This window comes from Streptomyces sp. NPDC002463 (genome assembly GCF_042889835.1).
GTDB lineage: Bacteria > Actinomycetota > Actinomycetes > Streptomycetales > Streptomycetaceae > Streptomyces > Streptomyces nymphaeiformis.
The window spans coordinates 137766-154032 of the sequence record NZ_JBIARL010000003.1 but is presented as its reverse complement, the minus strand read 5'-3'; the positions used below and the strand labels follow the sequence as shown (position 1 = coordinate 154032).

Annotated in this window: 16 protein-coding genes; 5 read left to right on the top strand and 11 right to left on the bottom strand. The window is 72.6% G+C overall.

The features are described from left to right. The first annotated feature begins 32 nt into the window (after positions 1-32). The gene (locus ACFYX3_RS08640; RefSeq protein WP_389009806.1) at positions 33-761 is read left to right on the top strand and encodes a response regulator transcription factor; all 729 of its coding nucleotides are present in this window, start codon (positions 33-35) and stop codon (positions 759-761) included. Then, complete coding sequence (locus ACFYX3_RS08635; RefSeq protein WP_389009803.1) at positions 758-1870, top strand: sensor histidine kinase; 1113 nt, start codon at positions 758-760, stop codon at positions 1868-1870. The genes ACFYX3_RS08640 and ACFYX3_RS08635 overlap by 4 nt, the downstream gene beginning before the upstream one ends. Positions 1871-1876: 6 nt before the next feature. Here the strand turns inward: ACFYX3_RS08635 and ACFYX3_RS08630 are convergent, their stop codons facing one another. Next, positions 1877-2938, bottom strand: a complete 1062-nt coding sequence (locus ACFYX3_RS08630; RefSeq protein ID WP_389009800.1) for an NAD-dependent epimerase/dehydratase family protein — start codon at positions 2936-2938, stop codon at positions 1877-1879. 354 nt (positions 2939-3292) lie between these two features. Here ACFYX3_RS08630 and ACFYX3_RS08625 point away from each other — a divergent pair, with 354 nt between their 5' ends. After that, positions 3293-3439: a hypothetical protein gene (locus tag ACFYX3_RS08625; RefSeq protein WP_389009797.1), complete on the top strand. Its 147-nt coding sequence runs from the start codon at positions 3293-3295 to the stop codon at positions 3437-3439. A gap of 97 nt (positions 3440-3536) precedes the next feature. Here the strand turns inward: ACFYX3_RS08625 and ACFYX3_RS08620 are convergent, their stop codons facing one another. Together ACFYX3_RS08620 and ACFYX3_RS08615 are read right to left on the bottom strand one after the other, a co-directional pair. Further along, the gene (locus ACFYX3_RS08620) at positions 3537-4151 is read right to left on the bottom strand and encodes a hypothetical protein (protein WP_389009794.1); all 615 of its coding nucleotides are present in this window, start codon (positions 4149-4151) and stop codon (positions 3537-3539) included. A gap of 642 nt (positions 4152-4793) precedes the next feature. Next, positions 4794-4973 (bottom strand): hypothetical protein, encoded by a 180-nt coding sequence (locus ACFYX3_RS08615; protein WP_389009791.1) that lies wholly within the window; start codon positions 4971-4973, stop codon positions 4794-4796. Positions 4974-5177: 204 nt separating this feature from the next. Here ACFYX3_RS08615 and ACFYX3_RS08610 point away from each other — a divergent pair, with 204 nt between their 5' ends. Then, positions 5178-6131 carry an immunity 49 family protein gene (locus ACFYX3_RS08610; protein ID WP_389009788.1) on the top strand — a complete coding sequence of 318 codons (954 nt, stop codon included), beginning with the start codon at positions 5178-5180 and terminating at the stop codon, positions 6129-6131. 30 nt (positions 6132-6161) lie between these two features. On the opposite strand, the gene ACFYX3_RS08605 is transcribed toward ACFYX3_RS08610, so the two are convergent. From ACFYX3_RS08605 to ACFYX3_RS08575, 7 genes are all read right to left on the bottom strand, one after another. Further along, positions 6162-9125 (bottom strand): fumarate reductase/succinate dehydrogenase flavoprotein subunit, encoded by a 2964-nt coding sequence (locus ACFYX3_RS08605; protein WP_389009785.1) that lies wholly within the window; start codon positions 9123-9125, stop codon positions 6162-6164. A gap of 136 nt (positions 9126-9261) precedes the next feature. After that, entirely contained in the window at positions 9262-10002 is a 741-nt protein-coding gene (locus ACFYX3_RS08600) for an ABC transporter ATP-binding protein (RefSeq protein WP_389009782.1), read from the bottom strand. Then, on the bottom strand, positions 9999-10958 hold the full coding sequence (locus tag ACFYX3_RS08595) for an ABC transporter permease (protein ID WP_389009779.1): 960 nt from the start codon (positions 10956-10958) through the stop codon (positions 9999-10001). Before ACFYX3_RS08595 ends, ACFYX3_RS08600 begins: the two co-directional genes overlap by 4 nt. Beyond that, positions 10955-12301, bottom strand: a complete 1347-nt coding sequence (locus tag ACFYX3_RS08590) for an ABC transporter substrate-binding protein (RefSeq protein ID WP_389009776.1) — start codon at positions 12299-12301, stop codon at positions 10955-10957. The genes ACFYX3_RS08595 and ACFYX3_RS08590 overlap by 4 nt, the downstream gene beginning before the upstream one ends. A 14-nt stretch (positions 12302-12315) precedes the next feature. Further along, a complete protein-coding gene (locus ACFYX3_RS08585; RefSeq protein ID WP_389009773.1) occupies positions 12316-12543 on the bottom strand; it encodes a ferredoxin family protein in 228 nt (75 codons plus the stop codon). A gap of 126 nt (positions 12544-12669) precedes the next feature. Continuing rightward, a complete protein-coding gene (locus ACFYX3_RS08580; protein WP_352026420.1) occupies positions 12670-13437 on the bottom strand; it encodes a GntR family transcriptional regulator in 768 nt (255 codons plus the stop codon). 314 nt (positions 13438-13751) lie between these two features. Next, positions 13752-14597 (bottom strand): SDR family NAD(P)-dependent oxidoreductase, encoded by an 846-nt coding sequence (locus ACFYX3_RS08575; RefSeq protein ID WP_389009769.1) that lies wholly within the window; start codon positions 14595-14597, stop codon positions 13752-13754. A gap of 128 nt (positions 14598-14725) precedes the next feature. Between ACFYX3_RS08575 and ACFYX3_RS08570 the strand changes: the two genes are divergently transcribed. After that, positions 14726-15301: a TetR/AcrR family transcriptional regulator gene (locus tag ACFYX3_RS08570; RefSeq protein ID WP_389009766.1), complete on the top strand. Its 576-nt coding sequence runs from the start codon at positions 14726-14728 to the stop codon at positions 15299-15301. 64 nt (positions 15302-15365) lie between these two features. Here the strand turns inward: ACFYX3_RS08570 and ACFYX3_RS08565 are convergent, their stop codons facing one another. Then, positions 15366-15968, bottom strand: a complete 603-nt coding sequence (locus ACFYX3_RS08565) for a hypothetical protein (RefSeq protein ID WP_389009763.1) — start codon at positions 15966-15968, stop codon at positions 15366-15368. Positions 15969-16267 lie beyond the last annotated feature (299 nt).

The window sequence follows — 16267 nt, the reverse complement described above, 5'->3', positions numbered from 1 at the left end:
CCGCCCGGTGGGCGGATGCGACGCTGTGCGGCATGAGCGAGCACAGCGCCCCGCCGCCCCCGGCCCGGATCCTGGTGGTCGACGACGATCCGACCGTGGCCGAGGTGGTGACCGGATACCTCGGCAGATCCGGGTTCGCCGTGGAGCACGCGGCCGACGGTCCCGACGCCCTGCTGCGGGCCGAGGAACGGCGGCCGGACCTCGTCGTGCTCGACCTGATGCTGCCCGGTCTCGACGGTCTCGAGGTGTGCCGGCGGCTGCGGGGGACCGGGCCGGTACCGGTGATCATGCTGACCGCACGGGGCGACGAGGAGGACCGGATCACGGGCCTGGAGGTGGGCGCGGACGACTACGTCACGAAGCCGTTCAGCCCGCGCGAGCTCGTGCTGCGCGTCGAGTCCGTGCTGCGCCGCAGTCGCGGAGCGGGGTCGACGGCCGGCCGGTCGGTCCTGCGCGACGCGGACCTCACCGTCGACCCGGTCACCCGGAGGGCCACCCGCGCCGGCTGTGAACTCGCCCTCACGCTGCGGGAGTTCGACCTCCTCGCGTACTTCCTGGAACGGCCCGGCGCCGCGCACACCAGGGAGGAGCTGATGCGCAGGGTGTGGGGCTGGGACTTCGGCGACCTGTCCACGGTCACGGTCCATGTGCGGCGTCTGCGCGCCAAGATCGAGGACGATCCGGCGCGGCCCCGGCTCATCCAGACCGTATGGGGCGTCGGATACCGCTTCGAGCCGAGGAAAGACGGGGGAGTGTCATGAAGGACGTCCTGCTGATCGCCGTTCTCGCCCTGGCGGGAGCCGTCTGCGCCGGTCTCGCCGGAGCGATCGTCCTCCGTCTCGTACGGCACCGTTCGGTCGTCGTCTCGCTGACGGTGGTCGCGGCCGTCACGGTGACGGCGATGCTCGCCGGGACGCTCGCCGTCGCGCAGGCGATGTTCCTGTCGGGGCACGACCTGTGGGTGGTGACCGTCGTCGTCGCCATGGCGGCCCTCGTCTCGCTGGGCACCGCCCTCGTCCTGGGCCGCTGGGTGGTGGCCCGCAGCCGGGCCCTCGCCCGCGCCGCACGCGACTTCGGCGACGGCGGCAGCTTCTCCGCGCCCGATGGCGCCGCCACCGCCGAACTCGCCGCGCTCAGCCGTGAACTGGCCGCGACCAGCGCCAAGCTCGACGCGTCCCGCAAGCGCGAGCGTTCCCTGGAAGCCTCGCGCCGCGAGCTCGTCGCCTGGATCTCCCACGATCTGCGCACCCCGCTGGCGGGGCTGCGCGCCATGGCGGAGGCCCTGGAGGACGGCATGGTCGACGACCCAGCCCGCTATCACCGGCAGATCCGCACCGAGGTCGAGCGCCTGACCGCCATGGTCACCGACCTCTTCGAACTCTCCCGCATCCACGCCGGCGCCCTGACCCTCAGCCCGAGCCGCATGTCCGTGTACGACCTGGTCGGCGACGCCCTGAGCGGCGCCGACCCGCTGGCCCGCGAGCACAGGGTGCGGCTCGTGGGGGAGGAGGTCGCGGCCGTGCCCGTCGAGGTGGACGGCAAGGAGATGACCCGGGTCCTCGCGAACCTCCTCGTCAACGCGATCCGTCACACGCCGGCCGACGGGACCGTCGCGGTCGCGGCCGAACACCGCGAGGACGCCGTCGTCCTGTCCGTCACCGACGGCTGCGGCGGCATCCCCGACGAGGACCTCACCCGCGTCTTCGACACCGGTTGGCGCGGCACCGAGGCCCGCACCCCGCCGGCCGGCGCCGGGCTCGGCCTCGCCATCGTCCGCGGCATCGTCGAGGCCCACGCGGGCCGCGCCGAGGTCCGCAACGTCCCCGGCGGCTGCCGCTTCGAGGTCACCCTGCCGGCTGCGGCGGGCTGACCGAGGTCAGGAGAGGCCGGCCGAGGCCCGCTGCCCGGCCCCGGCGAACTCCGTCATGCCCTCGGCGAAGCCGACCACGGGTCGCCAGCCGAGCTCGCCGCGCAGCCGCGACGAGTCGGCGGTGACGTGCCGGACGTCGCCGAGCCGGTACTCGCCCGTGATCACGGGCTCCGGACCACCGCACGCCCGGGCGAGCGCGAAGGCCATGTCGCCCACGGTGTGCGGCTCACCGCTGCCGGTGTTGTAGGTGCTGAGCCCGCCGGCCGGCAGGCCGCCGGCCGCCTCGAGCGCGACCAGGTTCGCCGCCGCCACATCCCGTACGTGCACGAAGTCCCGACGCTGACCGCCGTCCTCGAACACGCGGGGCGCCTCGCCCCGGGCGAGGGCCGAGCGGAAGAGGGAGGCCACACCGGCGTACGGGGTGTCGCGGGGCATCCCGGGCCCGTACACGTTGTGATAGCGCAGCGAGACCGCCGTGCCGCTCACCACGCGCGCCCATGCCGCCGCCAGGTGCTCCTGGGCGAGCTTCGTGGTCGCGTACACGTTGCGGGGGTCGACGGGGGCGTCCTCCGCGACCGGACCGGGGGCGAGTTCGGCGCCGCAGTCGGGGCAGCGCGGTTCGAAGCGGCCGGCGGCGAGGTCCTGGGGCAGCCGGGCGCCGGGCCGTACGACACCGTGCGCGGGACACTCGTACCGCCCCTCCCCGTACACGACCATCGACCCGGCGAGGACGAGCCGCCGCACGCCGACGTCCGCCATGGCGGCGAGCACGACCGCCGTGCCGAGGTCGTTGCTGCCCACGTACTCCGGCGCGTCGGCGAACTCCTTGCCGAGACCGACCATGGCGGCCTGGTGGCACACCGCGTCCACCCCGTGCAGTGCGGCTCGGACCGCGAGCCGATCCCGGACGTCCGCGTGGAGGAACTCCACGGCCGGCACCTCCGGGGTCGCGCCGTGCGCGCTGGGCAGCAGGGCGTCGAGAACCACCGGCTCGTGCCCGGCCTTCGTGAGGGCGGTGACGATGTGCGAGCCGATGAACCCGGCTCCTCCTGTGACGAGTACACGCATGGGAGCGACGCTACGGACCGGATCCGGGATCAGCGGGAGCCCGCGCCGGTCCGTAAGACTTCCGTCATCGGTCACGACACACGCAGAAGCGCCAGGACGCCCGTCCTGTACTCGCGCCAAGCGCCAGGACGCTCGTCCCAAGAGCACGCGCGCGATGCTCGCGGAGTGGGACCGGGACGAGCAGGGCGCCGCTGAGCGGGTGCGGCGGTTCGTCGAGATCGTCATCACCAACGGCGCGGACACCCAGAACTTCGGCTGCCCGGTCGGGACCCTCACGAACGGGCTCGCCGAACCCGGTCATCCCGCGCGCCCCAGGCGGTCGCCGTCTTCGACCTGTTCCGTACGTGGCTCCGGGTGCGGTTCGAGGAGCTCGGCCTCGCCGTCGAGGCCGACGACCTCGCGATGCACGTCCTGGCCTTCAGCCAGGGCGTGGCGACCCTGTCCGACGCCTTCCACGACGGAGAGCCCGTGCAGCGGGAGGCCGACCGCCTCCAGGCCTGACTGGACGAACGCCTCGCGCACGGCCGCCCGATAGCGGGCTCCGCGAGAGGTGCGGACGTCACGATGACCGACACGCCGCCGCCCGCTGCGCCGTGGGTCAGGCGAGGACGTTGACGGCGCGGGCGACGACCAGACCGAGGATGAGCAGGGAGACGAGGGACTGGACGCCCATGGTGAGCTTGACCCACGGCGCCAGGGGCATCACGTCGGTGGGGCTGAACGCGGTGGCGTTGGTCAGCGCGAGGTAGAGGTAGTCGACGAACTGGGGCCGCCAGTCCGCCCTCGCCACTTCGGGGCTGAGCTGCTGGGGGAAGGCGAGCGCGGGCGTTGCGGGCATGTGGTGGGCGCGCGCCGCGGGACCGCCGCAGTCGAGCTCGAAGTAGAGCATGGAGAAGGCCAGAACCGTGCAGGCCCACACCGTGCTGCCGCTCTGCAGCAGACTGGTGGCGGAGGCCGTCTCCTTGCCGCCCTGGAGGATGTCGTCGACCAGCCGGACGGTGGACCAGACGGCGCTGAGCGCGAGAACGCCCACCAGGGCGATCGACATGGTGCGCAGTACCGTCGAGCGCCGGTCGATCCGTCCCGGGTCGCCGGCGATGAGCGCGAGCAGAAGCAGTCCCTCGACGGCCGGGAGCACCCAGCGAGGCGCCAGGCGGAGGTCGTCGGGGAGCAGGAGGGTGAGCGCCATGGCGGCGACGACGGCCGCGGCCATCGGCCACCGGTGCTCACCGACGGGCCCGTGCGGACTCGATCTCTCGGTTGGCTCGGGGATGCGTCCGGTCACGGTTCAAGGGCCCTTACGTTCGAGTGCGGAGTGCTTGTCGCCGTCCTGCTCTTCGGAACATATAGCGGGCCGGGGGGCAGGTCGCGGATCTCGCGCTTCGGCGCCACGGCCCACGTGGCGCGTGTCGTACGCAGCCCTCAGACGGGTGTCAGGGCCGCCTCCGGCAGACGCGCCTGCGGGGTGACCGGGTCCGGGGTCGGTCCGGTAATCAGCGGCTGTATCCGAGCGCACCTGTCGTGAGCGCCCCGGTCCGCCCGGGTGGCGAGGGATCGGTCCCGCGTATCGGCCGGGCTGTGGGAGTCGGGAACCGCACCGGTTCCCGCATAGCGTGTGGTTCACCGGACACGGCCTCGGCGGTGCACCCGCGATGCCCGCGGGCTGCCGCATGTACCTGGAGCAGCCACGGCTGCAGGCGGACAGCCCCGCACCTGCGACCGGCTTCTGACCGCCTCCTGCAACAAGACCTCCGAGGACCGCCTGCACCGCGCGGCAGCCGTGGAGAAGAACCTGGCGTGACGACTCGGGGCGCCGACGGCGGAGGCGCCCCGAGTCGCTCGCGCCGAGGGCACGTCAGCCGCCCAGGATCCAGATCGTCTCGTCGAAGACACCCCCGCCGTAGGCGTCGACGAGGTCCTTGAAGTCCTCCGGCCGGGCGCTGCCCAGGCGGCCCTCGACCTCGGGCCAGGCCCGAGGCCGACGCTCCGCCGGCGGCGGGACGAGGTGGGTGAGCCGTTCCACGTCAGGGTGCATCAGGGTGTCTCCGGGAGATGGCCCAGGGCTTGGGGACGTTCACGCTAGTCCACGGCCCTGACGTACGGGTCGCCCGACGGCCGGGCTCGCGTGGGGCGGCGCAGGCGTCGTGAGCGGCCGTGCCGGGGCATGCGGGAAGGGATGTCCGAGCTCGTTGATAGCGTGCCGCTGCCCGGCCGGATCGATCATGGAAGGACGGCAGCCGTGCAGGAAGTGGCACATCACGAGGTGAACGACGAGCGCATGGCCCAAGCGCTCGACGACATCGAGGGGAGGGCCTTCGGCCGCTGGCACAGCATGCGTTACGGCTCCTTCCGCCTCGACGGACTGCGGGAGTTGGGCGACGAGCTGCTCGACCACGTCGCCGCGCGCAGCCTGAGCGCACCTGAGCTCGACGACGCGTCCCGCGTCCCGCTGCTGACCGCCGCGGAGTGCTCGCTCGGGGTCATCAGCCTCGGCTGCTTCCCCGACGGCGACCAGGAGATCAGGCTTCCGCTGGTCCGCGAGGAGCTGACGAGCGAGGAGATCTCCTTCCGGGACGTCGTCGACGAGGCCCCCACGGCACGGACGTGGCTGGACACCTTCGCGGCCGTCGTGGTCAGCGGCCTCGTCTGGGAATGGCGGCGGGTCACCGGGCTGCTGCTGCGGGACGACTTCGCGTCCGCGATCCGGGACGGCGTGCCGTACTCGCGGCTGACGTCGGTGTCGACGCCGGCCGATCTGGCGGCCATGGAGGCGCTGTGCGGCTATCTGACCGAGGAGAGCGGGCACCTCCCCCGCGATTGGCCGACCGTACCCCTGCGCAAGCCCGACCCGGAGGAGCGCGTCGACTCCGTTCGGCGGCTGGACGCGGCCGGCGGGCTGACGCCGGACCAGCAGCTGCTGCGCGTCCTGCTCGACGACGACCAGGTCGCCTTCGAGGATGCCCTCGTGACCCGGCTGGTCGCACACCGCGAGAGCGTGGGCGCGGACCCCGCCCCGAGGACGCTGCTGCCACTGGACACCCTCGCCCTGACCGCCCTGGCCGTCCAGGTGCACGGGTGGGAGTTGCGCGTCCGCTCCGGCTACCTGCCCCGCGGCATCGTCGGCCGCACCGACGTGCTCCGACGAGCCGGGGACAGCGAGCGGAACGACCTCGGCCACTGGCACGCCAGGTAGCCGCACCTTCGGGCCACGGACGTCACGCGGTCACACGGTCGCGCGGGAGGCGTAGGCGCGGACGTCGGCATCCGGGTCGCGGGTGGCCGCGGCCAGGGCGGTCCGCGCCCCGGGGTCGGTGCGGTGTTCCAGGAGGGAGAGGACCGCGGCCTTGCGGACATCCGCGTTGGGGTCGGCCAGGGTTCGCGCGAGGGCGGTGACGGCCTCGGCGGCCGGGGCCGCCCGCAGCGCGCTCGCGGCGCCCGCCCTGACCTGCCAGGCGGGATCGGCCAGGGCTGCCGCGGCCCGCGCCGCGTACGGCCGTGGGCAGCCGGTCGCGGCCAGCGCGCCGAGTGCGGCGCCCCTGACGAGGGGGTCCGGGTCGTCCATCAGCCCGTCCAGCGTCGCCGGGGCCGGGGCCGGGGCGGACACGGCCGCGAGACCGCGGGCCACCGCGACCCGCACCTCGCGGGCCGGGTCGTCGGCGGCCACCGCCAGCTCGTCGACCGCGTCCACGGACACCAGGGCCCGCACCGCGATGATGCGTACCTCGATGTCGTCGTCGGCAAGCGCGGCCGCGTAGACCGCGGCATCGCCCAGCCGCAAGGCGCGCGATACGTCGAGCGCCGCCGCTCGGACGGCCGGGTCGGCGACGGCCGACGCCGCCTTCAGCGCGGTGCCCAACCCGGCTTCGGCGGGCAGTACTTCGACCAGCTCGCGCAGCACCGCCGCGGCGGCGGCCCGGACCTGGGGTGCGGAGTCCAGCAGGCGGGCGGCGAGGACGGGCCCGGCGCCGGCCGGCGCCGTCTCGCCGAGGGCGGCCACGGCGGCCGACCGCACCGCCGGATCGGCGTCGGCGAGGTACGGACGGAACTCCTCCAGCTCGGCGGACTCCTCGGCGAGGGTGAGGAGGCGGAGCAGGGCCGGGTTGGGCGCAGTGGCTTCTGCCGGGGCCGTTCCGGGGGTTGCGGCGTCCTCGGCGGCTGTCGGTGGCGCTGTCGGGACCTGTGCCTCTGGCAAGGTGTCGTGGTCATCGGCCCGGGTCGCGGCGACCGCAGCAGCGGTGTCCTTTCCGGCCTCGGTCGCCGACGAAACCGCTTCCGGAGCCGCCGCCGGTGCAGCCACCGGCGCGGTCGGGCGCGCGGCGCGCGTGCTCGTGGCGGCGGCAGGAGCGGTCGGACGGGCGGCGACCGCAGTCGTCGCGGCGGCAGGGGCGGCCTCCCGCGGACCCGCCGTGGCCACCGGCACCAGCGCGACCTCGCCCAGTAGCCGCTCGGGTCCCGGTGCCGGCGCGAACTCCGGCACCGGCACCACGTACGGCTCGACCGGCCGCGCGGTGAACTCCATCGCTCCCGAGGCGGACTTGCGCAGGTCGAGGTGGTGCAGCCAGCCCGCGTCGTCCCGACCCGGGTGGTCGAGTCGCTCGTGGTACAGCCCCCACCGCGACTCGGTCCTGGCCAGGGAGGCCCGGGCGGCCATTTCCGCGCAGTCCCTGATGAAGGAGACCTCGGCGCACCGCATCAGCTCGTGCGGCGTGCGAGCCCCCATGCCGTCGATCTCGCTCGACATCCGGGTGAACGCCTCGACCGCCAGGGACAGCTTGGCCCCGGTCTTCGGCGGTGCCACGTAGTCGTTGACGAATCGCCGCAGCTTGTACTCGACCTGCGGTTGCGGCGGTCCGTCGGGATTGCGCAGCGGCCGGTAGACGAGTTCGTGGGCGGCGGCCAGCTGTTCTGCGGGCAACTCGCCCTCGAACGCGTGGTACTGGGCCGCGTCCTCTCCGGCCAGATCGCCGAAGACGAACGCGCCGATCATGTAGTTGTGCGGGACGCAGGCCAGGTCGCCCGCCGCGTACAGCCGGGGCACCGTCGTCCGGGCCTGGGCGTCCACCCGTACCCCGGAGGCGGAGTGTCCGCCGCACAGCCCGATCTCCGAGATGTGCATCTCGATGTCGTGGGTGCGGTAGTCATGGCCGCGGTTCGCGTGGAACGTGCCGCGGGTGGGCCGTTCCGTGGTGTGCAGGATCGACTCGACGGCGCCGACGGTCTCCTCCGGCAGATGGCTGAGCTTGAGATACACCGGCCCCCGGTCGGAGGCGAGTTCGGTCGCGAACTCGGACATCATCTGTCCCGACCAGTAGTCCGACTCCACGAAGCGCTCGCCGTGCCGGTTCACCTGGTACCCGCCGAACGGGTTCGCGACGTACGCGCACGCCGGCCCGTTGTAGTCCTTGATCAGCGGGTTGATCTGGAAGCACTCGATCCCGGTGAGCGCGGCCCCCGCGTGGTAGGCCATGGCGTAGCCGTCGCCGGCGTTGGTCGGGTTCTCGTACGTGCCGTAGAGGTAGCCCGAGGCGGGCAGGCCGAGTCGGCCGCACGCGCCGGTGGCCAGGATCACCGCTCCCGCCCGCACGATCACGAAGTCGCCCGTACGCGTGTGGAATCCCGCCGCGCCGATCGCCCGTCCGTCGTCCGGGTGCGTGAGCACCCGCACCGGCATGACCCGGTTCTCGATCCGGATCCGCTCGCGCATCTCCCGCCGCCGCAGCTGCCGGTAGAGGACCTTCTTGACGTCCTTGCCCTCCGGCATCGGCAGCACGTACGAGCCGGAGCGGTGCACCTGGCGGACCGCGTACTCGCCGTGTTCGTCCTTCTCGAACTTCACCCCGTACGACTCCAGGCGCTGGACCATCCCGAAGCCCCGGGTCGCGGTCTGCCGGACGGTGGACTGGTCGACGACGCCGTCGTTGGCGCGGGTGATCTCGGCGACGTAGTCGTCGGGTTCGGCCCGGCCCGGGATGATCGCGTTGTTGACCCCGTCCATTCCCATGGCGAGGGCGCCGGAGTGGCGGACGTGCGCCTTCTCCAGGAGCAGCACGGACGCGCCGCGTCCGGCGGCGGTCAGCGCGGCCATCGTGCCCGCGGTACCGCCGCCGATGACGAGGACGTCGCAGGACAGTTCGGTCGCGTCGGCGAGCGAGGGGATGGCGGGAGGGGTGTCCACCAGGGTGTCCACGGGGGTGCCTTTCGGATGACGCTCGGATGGATGTCGGGATGGAGGTGGAGGTCTGGGCCGGATATCGGGATGCAGGTCTGGGATGGATGTCGGGATGGATGTCCGGAATGGGCTCGGGATTTGCTCGGGGGAGACCTCAGAGGGATTCGAGGATGCGGCGGCGCGCTTCTTCGGTGCCGGGGGCCGTTCGGGCGTCGCGCTCACGAGGGTGCGGAACGTCCATCACCTGCCCCGAGCCGAGTCGGAGGATCCGGTCGCCGAGGTGCAGGGCCTCGTCCACGTCGTGGGTGACGAAGACGACGGTGGCGCCGGTACCGCGCAGGATCTCGACCAGCAGGTCCTGCATCCCGGCCCGGGTGTGTGCGTCCAGTGCACCGAAGGGCTCGTCCATCAGGACCGCGCGGGGGCGTCCGGCCAGGGCGCGGGCCAGCTGGACCCGTTGGCGCTGGCCGCCGGACAGCTGGTGGGGCAGCTTGTGGGCGTGGTCCGCGAGGCCGACCCGGTCCAGCCAGTCGGCGGCCGAGCGCCGCCGCTCCGCACGGGGGACACGTCGGATCGCCAGTGGCAGTTCCACGTTGGCGCGGACGGTCCGCCAGGGCAGCAGTGCGTCGTGCTGGAACACCAGGGCCCGGTCGGCGGCGGGCCGGTCGATCGGCTCCCCGTCCTGGCGGACCGTTCCCTCCCGCGGGGGCAGCAGTCCCGCGAGGGTACGCAGCAGCGTCGACTTGCCGCAGCCGGAGGGGCCGACCACGGCCAGCAGCTCCCCGGGAGGGATGCTCAGGGTCACGGTGCCCGGTATGGCGGCGCCGTCCGGGTGGCCGAGCCGCACGGCGTCCAGGGTGAGTTCGGCGCCGGCGGGCGCGGGTGCGAGGCTCATGGAACCGGCTCCTTCCGTGGAACGGCGGTGGGTGCGGCGGCGTCGCCGAGGGCGCCGGCCTTGGCCCCCGCGTCGGTGTGGACGTCGGCGTCGGCGTCCGTATGGCCGCGAGCGGGGAACTCAGGTGTCGTACGGGCCACCCGTGCGGCCCGGCGGAACAGCGCGCGCGAGGTGTCGGCCGCGCCGCCCGCCGTCGGACGGGGCAGCCACGACGTCGCGCGACGGCCCAGGAACTCCACCGCCGTCGAGGTGAGCCAACCGAGGCAGCCGATGGTGGCCATGCCGACGAACACCCCTGGATAGTCGACGACGGTGTAGTCCTGCCAGGTCCGGTAGCCGACCCCGTACTCGCCGGAGATCATCTCCGCGGAGATCACGCAGATCCACGCGACGCCGATGCCCACCGACAGCCCGCCGAAGACGCCCGGGAGGGCGCCCGGCAGCACCACCGAGCGCAGCACCCGCAGCCGACCGCCGCCCATCGTGAGCACGGCCTCCTCCCAGGCCGGAGTGAGTGCGCGGACCGCGTGCCGGGTCGACACCAGGACGGGGAAGAAGGCGGCGGTGAACGTGATGAAGACGATGCCCTGCTCGTTGGTGGGCAGCAGCAGGATGGCGACCGGGACCAGGGCGATGGCCGGCACGGGCCGTACCACCTCCACCAGTGGGCCGAGCAGGTCGGCGGCCCAGCGGGAGCGGGCGACGGCCGTGCCCGCCGCCACCCCCAGGACCGCGGCCAGCAGGAAGCCCACCGTGATCCGGCCCAGGCTGTGGCCCAGGTCCTGCCAGTACGTCGCGGTGCCGACCCGGTCCGCGAAGGCCGAGGCCACCTCGACGACCGTGGGGAACTGCTCGAACCGCAGCCACAGGTCGACGTCCAGCGAGGTCAGCAGCTGCCAGAGCAGAAGAGCCGCGGCGAGCGAACCTGCGCGGACCAGACGGCGGCCCGCGCTCATGACGCCAGCCGCACGGCGTCCGCGTAGCCCACGACCCGGGCGCCGGAATGCCTGGAGACGTACGTCTGCGCATTGGCAGGGGTGACGAAGGCCCGCAGCCGTTCGCCGTCCGCGACCCACACCGCCTTGTCGGCGAACCACAGGGTGCCGGTCAGCGCGTCCGGCACATAAGCGGCCCGTACGTCGGCGCCCTTGGCGGCCTTCAGCAGCTCCTCGGGACTGTCGAAGGAACGTGTGGTGGCCTGACCCTTGAGCCACAGTTCAGGCTTGGCCGTGGTCGCCTTCGGGTACGCCGGGCTCGACGCGGCGCGCTTCAGCGGTGCCGGGTCGACGAAGGCGTCCACGTCGACGTCGCCGACCAGCTTGGCCGCCTTCAGCAGCGGCACGTCCTCCTTCAGCGCGGCGACCAGCTCCGGGCGGAGCTGCGGATCGAAGGTGGAGATGCCGTTCGCGCCGTTGTAGAGGTAGACCACCTCGGCGGGCAGCCCGGTGGCCTTCGCCACGGATTCGGCCGCCGCGACGGGCCGGGTGCGCAGGTGGTCGGTGGCCCGGCGCTGTGCCTTGAGGAAGTCGTCGAGGACGCCGGGCCGTTGTTCGGCGAACTTCTGCCGTACGGTGACCCCGTGGAAGGTCGGCAGGTCGAGCACCGCGCCGTCGTACAGGGCCTTGGCCCGGCCTTCGAAGGCGAGCAGTCCCGGCCACGCGACGAACTGGGACAGCGCGTCGACACTGCCGGAGGTCAGCGCTGACGCGCCCACGCTGGGCTGCTGGTTGAGCTTCCGGATGTCCGTCTGCGGGTCGAGACCGGCTCGCTCCAGCGCCCGTACGAGCGTGCCGTCGGCGGCCGAGCCGACACTGGTGGACACCTTCTTGCCGCGCAGGTCGGCCGGCGACTTCAGGGAGGAACCAGGGGCCGTCACCACGGTGTTGAGCCCGCCGCGCAGGTTGTACCCGGTGACCGAGACCAGCCGGGTCGGCTGACCCAGCTGCTTGCCCCTGGCGGCGTTGATGAGCAGCGGGAAGTCGCCCATCGACCCGATGTCGATCTTCCCGGCCGTCATCTGGGCGGTGATCGGCGCACCCGTGGCGTAGTCCTGCCACACGACCTTGTACGAGACGCCGTCCTTCCTCCCGCGCGCCGCGAGCTCCTCCTCGAAGTAGCCGAGGGAGCGCAGCAGCGTGCCGGCGGTGACGGTGTTGATGGTCTTCGACTGGTAGCCGACGGTCACCGTGACGCTCTTCGCGTCGTCGCTGTCGGCGCCTGCCGTGCCACCGCAGGCGGTGGCGAGGGGAAGCAGCGCGGTGGCCAGGAGCGGGAGGAGCCGAATTCTCTTGCTGGGCATGGAAGGCCGGCCTTTCAGCGGAGCAGATAGGGCATGTTGACGGTGACCGCACCCGTGGGGCAGCGCGCCGAGCACGGGCCGCAGTACCAGCACTCGTCCACGTGCATGTACGCCTTGCCGTCGTCCTCGCGGATGGCGAGCGAGTCGAGCGGACACATGTCGACGCAGAGCGTGCAGCCGTCGATGCACTTGGACTCGTCGATGGTCACGGGCACGTCCGCGCGCTGTGGAACAAGAGGCATGGCGGTCTCCAAGACCCGAAGGGGCAAGAACGGGGAATGAGGAAGGCAGGAAGGCGAAAAACCAGCGAGGAACCGGGGGTTGTGAGCCAGGAGCCAGGAGCCAGGAGCCGGTGGCGGTTTCCCGCGTCACAGTGACCGGCGCAGCACGCCGCTCATGGTGATGCGGTCGCCGCGGAACCGGATGAACTCCAGATCCACCGGGCGCCCGTCGGGCAGGCAGGTGAGCCGCTCCAGCATCAGTACGGCCGCGCCTCGCGGGGCCTGGAGCACCGCGGCGGAGTGCGCGTCGGCGGTGACCGCCTCCAGGGTGATCTCGGCATGCCCGAGCGGACCGCCGGTGAGCGATTCCAGGAGCCGGAACACATCCGTGTTCTCCAGGTCGCAGCCGAGGAGTTCACCGCCCACGTCCATGGGCAGGTAGGACAGGTCCAAGGACAGCGGAAGTCCGTTCAGGCGGCGCAGCCGCTCGATACAGAGCACATCGCTGTGGTCGGGCAGTCCCAGTCGGTGCGCCACCGGACCCGGGGCGGAGACCGGGCCGACGGTACGGACCTCGTTGGTGACCCGGCCGTGCTCGTGCAGGGTCTCGGCCAGGCCCTGGAGACGGTCGAGGCCGTGCGGGTACTTCTCGCACACCACCACGGTGCCGACACCGGGCTGCCGCTCGACGAGCTGCTCACCGCGCAGCAGGTCCAGGGCCTGTCGGACGGTGTTGCGGCTGGCCCGGTAGTCCGCGGCGATGACGTCCTCGAGGGGGAGGACCCGCTGGGGGAAGCCGCCCGAGAGGATCTGGTGGCGCAGCAGATCGGCGAGCTGTCGCGCCCGGTCCGCACGCAGTCGACGACGGCGCGCGGCGGCGACCGGGCGGGCTGCGGGGGTGGGTTCGGCTGGCATGGCAGGGAACGTACCCGTGGAGTGCCGCCGATGGTGTTGCCGCAGTATTGCGCCACCTGACGTCTCGTACGAACCGCCCTGACCTGCGATTTCGTCGCCGATACGGCAAGATCCGCCACATCGGCGTCCACCACGTGGACCACCGGCCACCCACGATGCGGCCGGTTCGTGCGCGGGTGCGTTCAGCCGCCGGCCGTCATCAGTGGGAACGTGATCTCACAGTGAGAGCCCGCGGGCCGGGCTCCCCGGCGGGCGGCCAGGCCCGCCGCGTGCGTCGTGCGCGCCGATGTCCCAGCCGGTCGACGTGGAGTGCTTCAGCCGAGCCAGGCGCGGGTGAGGGTCTGGACGGCGGAGCCGTCGAGGTCGGTGAGCGTGGTGCCGACGAACTCGCGGGCCCAGTCGGAGGTCTGGACGCGGAACGGGGGGTGTTCCGCGGTCAGGGCCTCGATGATCGGGGCCGCGGCCTCGAACGGCGTCTGGGCGTTCCCGAAGGACTTCTGAGTGCGGGCGATGTAGGCATTGAGGGCAGGGGCGTAGGGTCCGGCAGCGGCCAGCAGGGCGGGGACGTCCAGGCCGAGGTTGGAGACGAACTCGCTGGCGACCGCGCCCGGTTCGACCACGGTGACGTCGACGCCGACGGTGTCGGCCACGGGGGCGAGTGACTGCATGAAGCCCTCGACGGCGAACTTGGCCGCGCAGTACGCCTCGTTGAAGGGCTGCCCGACGGCCCCGCCCACACTGGTGACGGTGATCACCCGGCCCCGGGAGGCGCGCAGGTGGGGCAGGGCGGCGCGGGTGGTGGCGACGACGCCGAAGAAGTTGACCTCCATGGTGGCGCGGACGTCGTCGAGGCTCATCTGCTCGATGGTGCCGACCTGGGCGGCCCCGGCGTTGTTGACCAGTGCGTCGAGGCGGCCGTGCTCGGCGATCACCTCGTCGAGGCACGCGGCGATGCTGTCGGCGTCGGCGACGTCCAGGCGCTTGACCCGGATGCGGTCGGCGACCGCGTGCTCGGCTGCGGCCTTGAGCAGGGCCTCGGCCTTTCCGGTGTCGCGCATGGTGGCGATGGTGGTCCAGCCGGCCCGGGCGGCGGCCACGGCGGTAGCAAGGCCGATGCCGGACGAGGTGCCTGTGATCAGAACGGTCTTTTCGCTGGCCATCAAGGGTCTCCTTGCCTGTCTGAACGGAGCGCCGGCCGGTAACCGGGGAACTCCCCATTTAATCGAGAGGCTAACCGGGGGGTTCCCCGGTTGTCCAGATAGACTGGATCCTGACGAAGGGAGCAGCCTTGACCACGCAACCGAGCGTGTTGCGCGCGGATGCCCGCCGCAACCGGGAGCGCATCCTCGAAGCGGCCGTGCGTGCGTTCGCCGAGAAGGGTGCGGACGTTCCGATCGACGCGATCGCCAAGGCCGCCGGGGTCGGCTCGGCCACGCTCTACCGTCACTTCCCCACGCGCGAGGCGCTGGTCGAGGCGGCCTATCGCAACGAGCTGGCCCGCGTCTGCGACAGCGCCGCCGAGTTGCTGGCCGACCTCCCGCCGGACCGGGCGCTACGCCGGTGGATGGACAGGTTCATCGACTACCTGGCCGCCAAGGAGGGCATGGCGGACGCGCTGCGTGCCGCGGTCGCGTCCGGCGCGGACCCGTTCGCCGAGACCCTCGACAAGCTCAGCGCGGCGATCGACTCCCTCCTGCGCGCCGGAGCCGAGGCCGGACTCCTGCGCTCGGACGCCGACGCCTTCGACGTCGGTCTGAGCCTCGCCGGTGTCGCGCTGATCACCAGCTCTCCCGCCCAGCGCGAACGCTCCGGTCGCCTGCTCGACCTGATCCTCGACGGACTGCGATACGGGACGGACAGGTAGCCGCCGCCGCTCGCAGGCGGCCCCGTCCACGCCCCGCAGCCGCGGTGCCGCGGGCGCTGGCACGTCAGCCCTGGGCCGCGTCGGGTATGGCAAGCCGCCGCTGTCGCTCAAGGGGGGCAAGGGCGAGCAGCAGCAACAGGCCGCCCAGGGGCAGGAAGTCCAGGCTCATCGCCGTGACGGCGATGCCCGCGACCACCAGGAGCGGCCGCCAGACCGCTATGCGCCGGATGGCCGCCAGCTGAACCGTGGGCAGGATCAGGCCCACGTGGAAGAGCAGCGGACCGATCGTGTAGACGGCAGGCGTGACGCCCGGGTGACTCCGGACCTCGTCGAACATGATGTCCATGGCCTCCCGGTCCGCGCACAGGAACCCCACCGCCAGGTCGATCACCGTCTGCGCGGTCGCCGCGACCGCTCCGAGCAGCCCCGCGGCGGCCGCGAAACCGGCGAACAGGCCTGCAGCCAGCCCACGCCCCGCCGTCGCCCACCGTCTCAGGCGCCACATCACCGGCGCGAAGGCCGACACGGATGCCAGCAGCGCGAGATGGCCGAGGCTCCAGGAGACGCCGGGGCCGTGGGCGGAATCGGTGAGGCGGATGACTCCGTAGGCCGTCATGCACAGCGGAGCGATGGTGAAACAGGCCCACTGGCGCGTCGTGTTCGTCATGGAACGATCATGCTCGTGGGCCACACCGGACACATCGGGGACAGCCCTGAGGCACCCCCGGTACCCCCGCAGTCGCGGTCAGGGTCGGGAGAGGCATCCGACCTGCCTCCCACTGCTCGGATGTCGGCATCACCGGCATCACGCCGTCAGGGGACAGGGCTGTCCGTATGGCCGTCTCTGATGTGATCATGATTGTTCTCGGAGGCCGAGTAGGGGGATCAGGGCATGGAGTTCGTGCTGCCGTCGGACGGTCCTGCCGCGGATGCGGAGGGGACCTGGCGGCACTGGGGGAGTCGGAG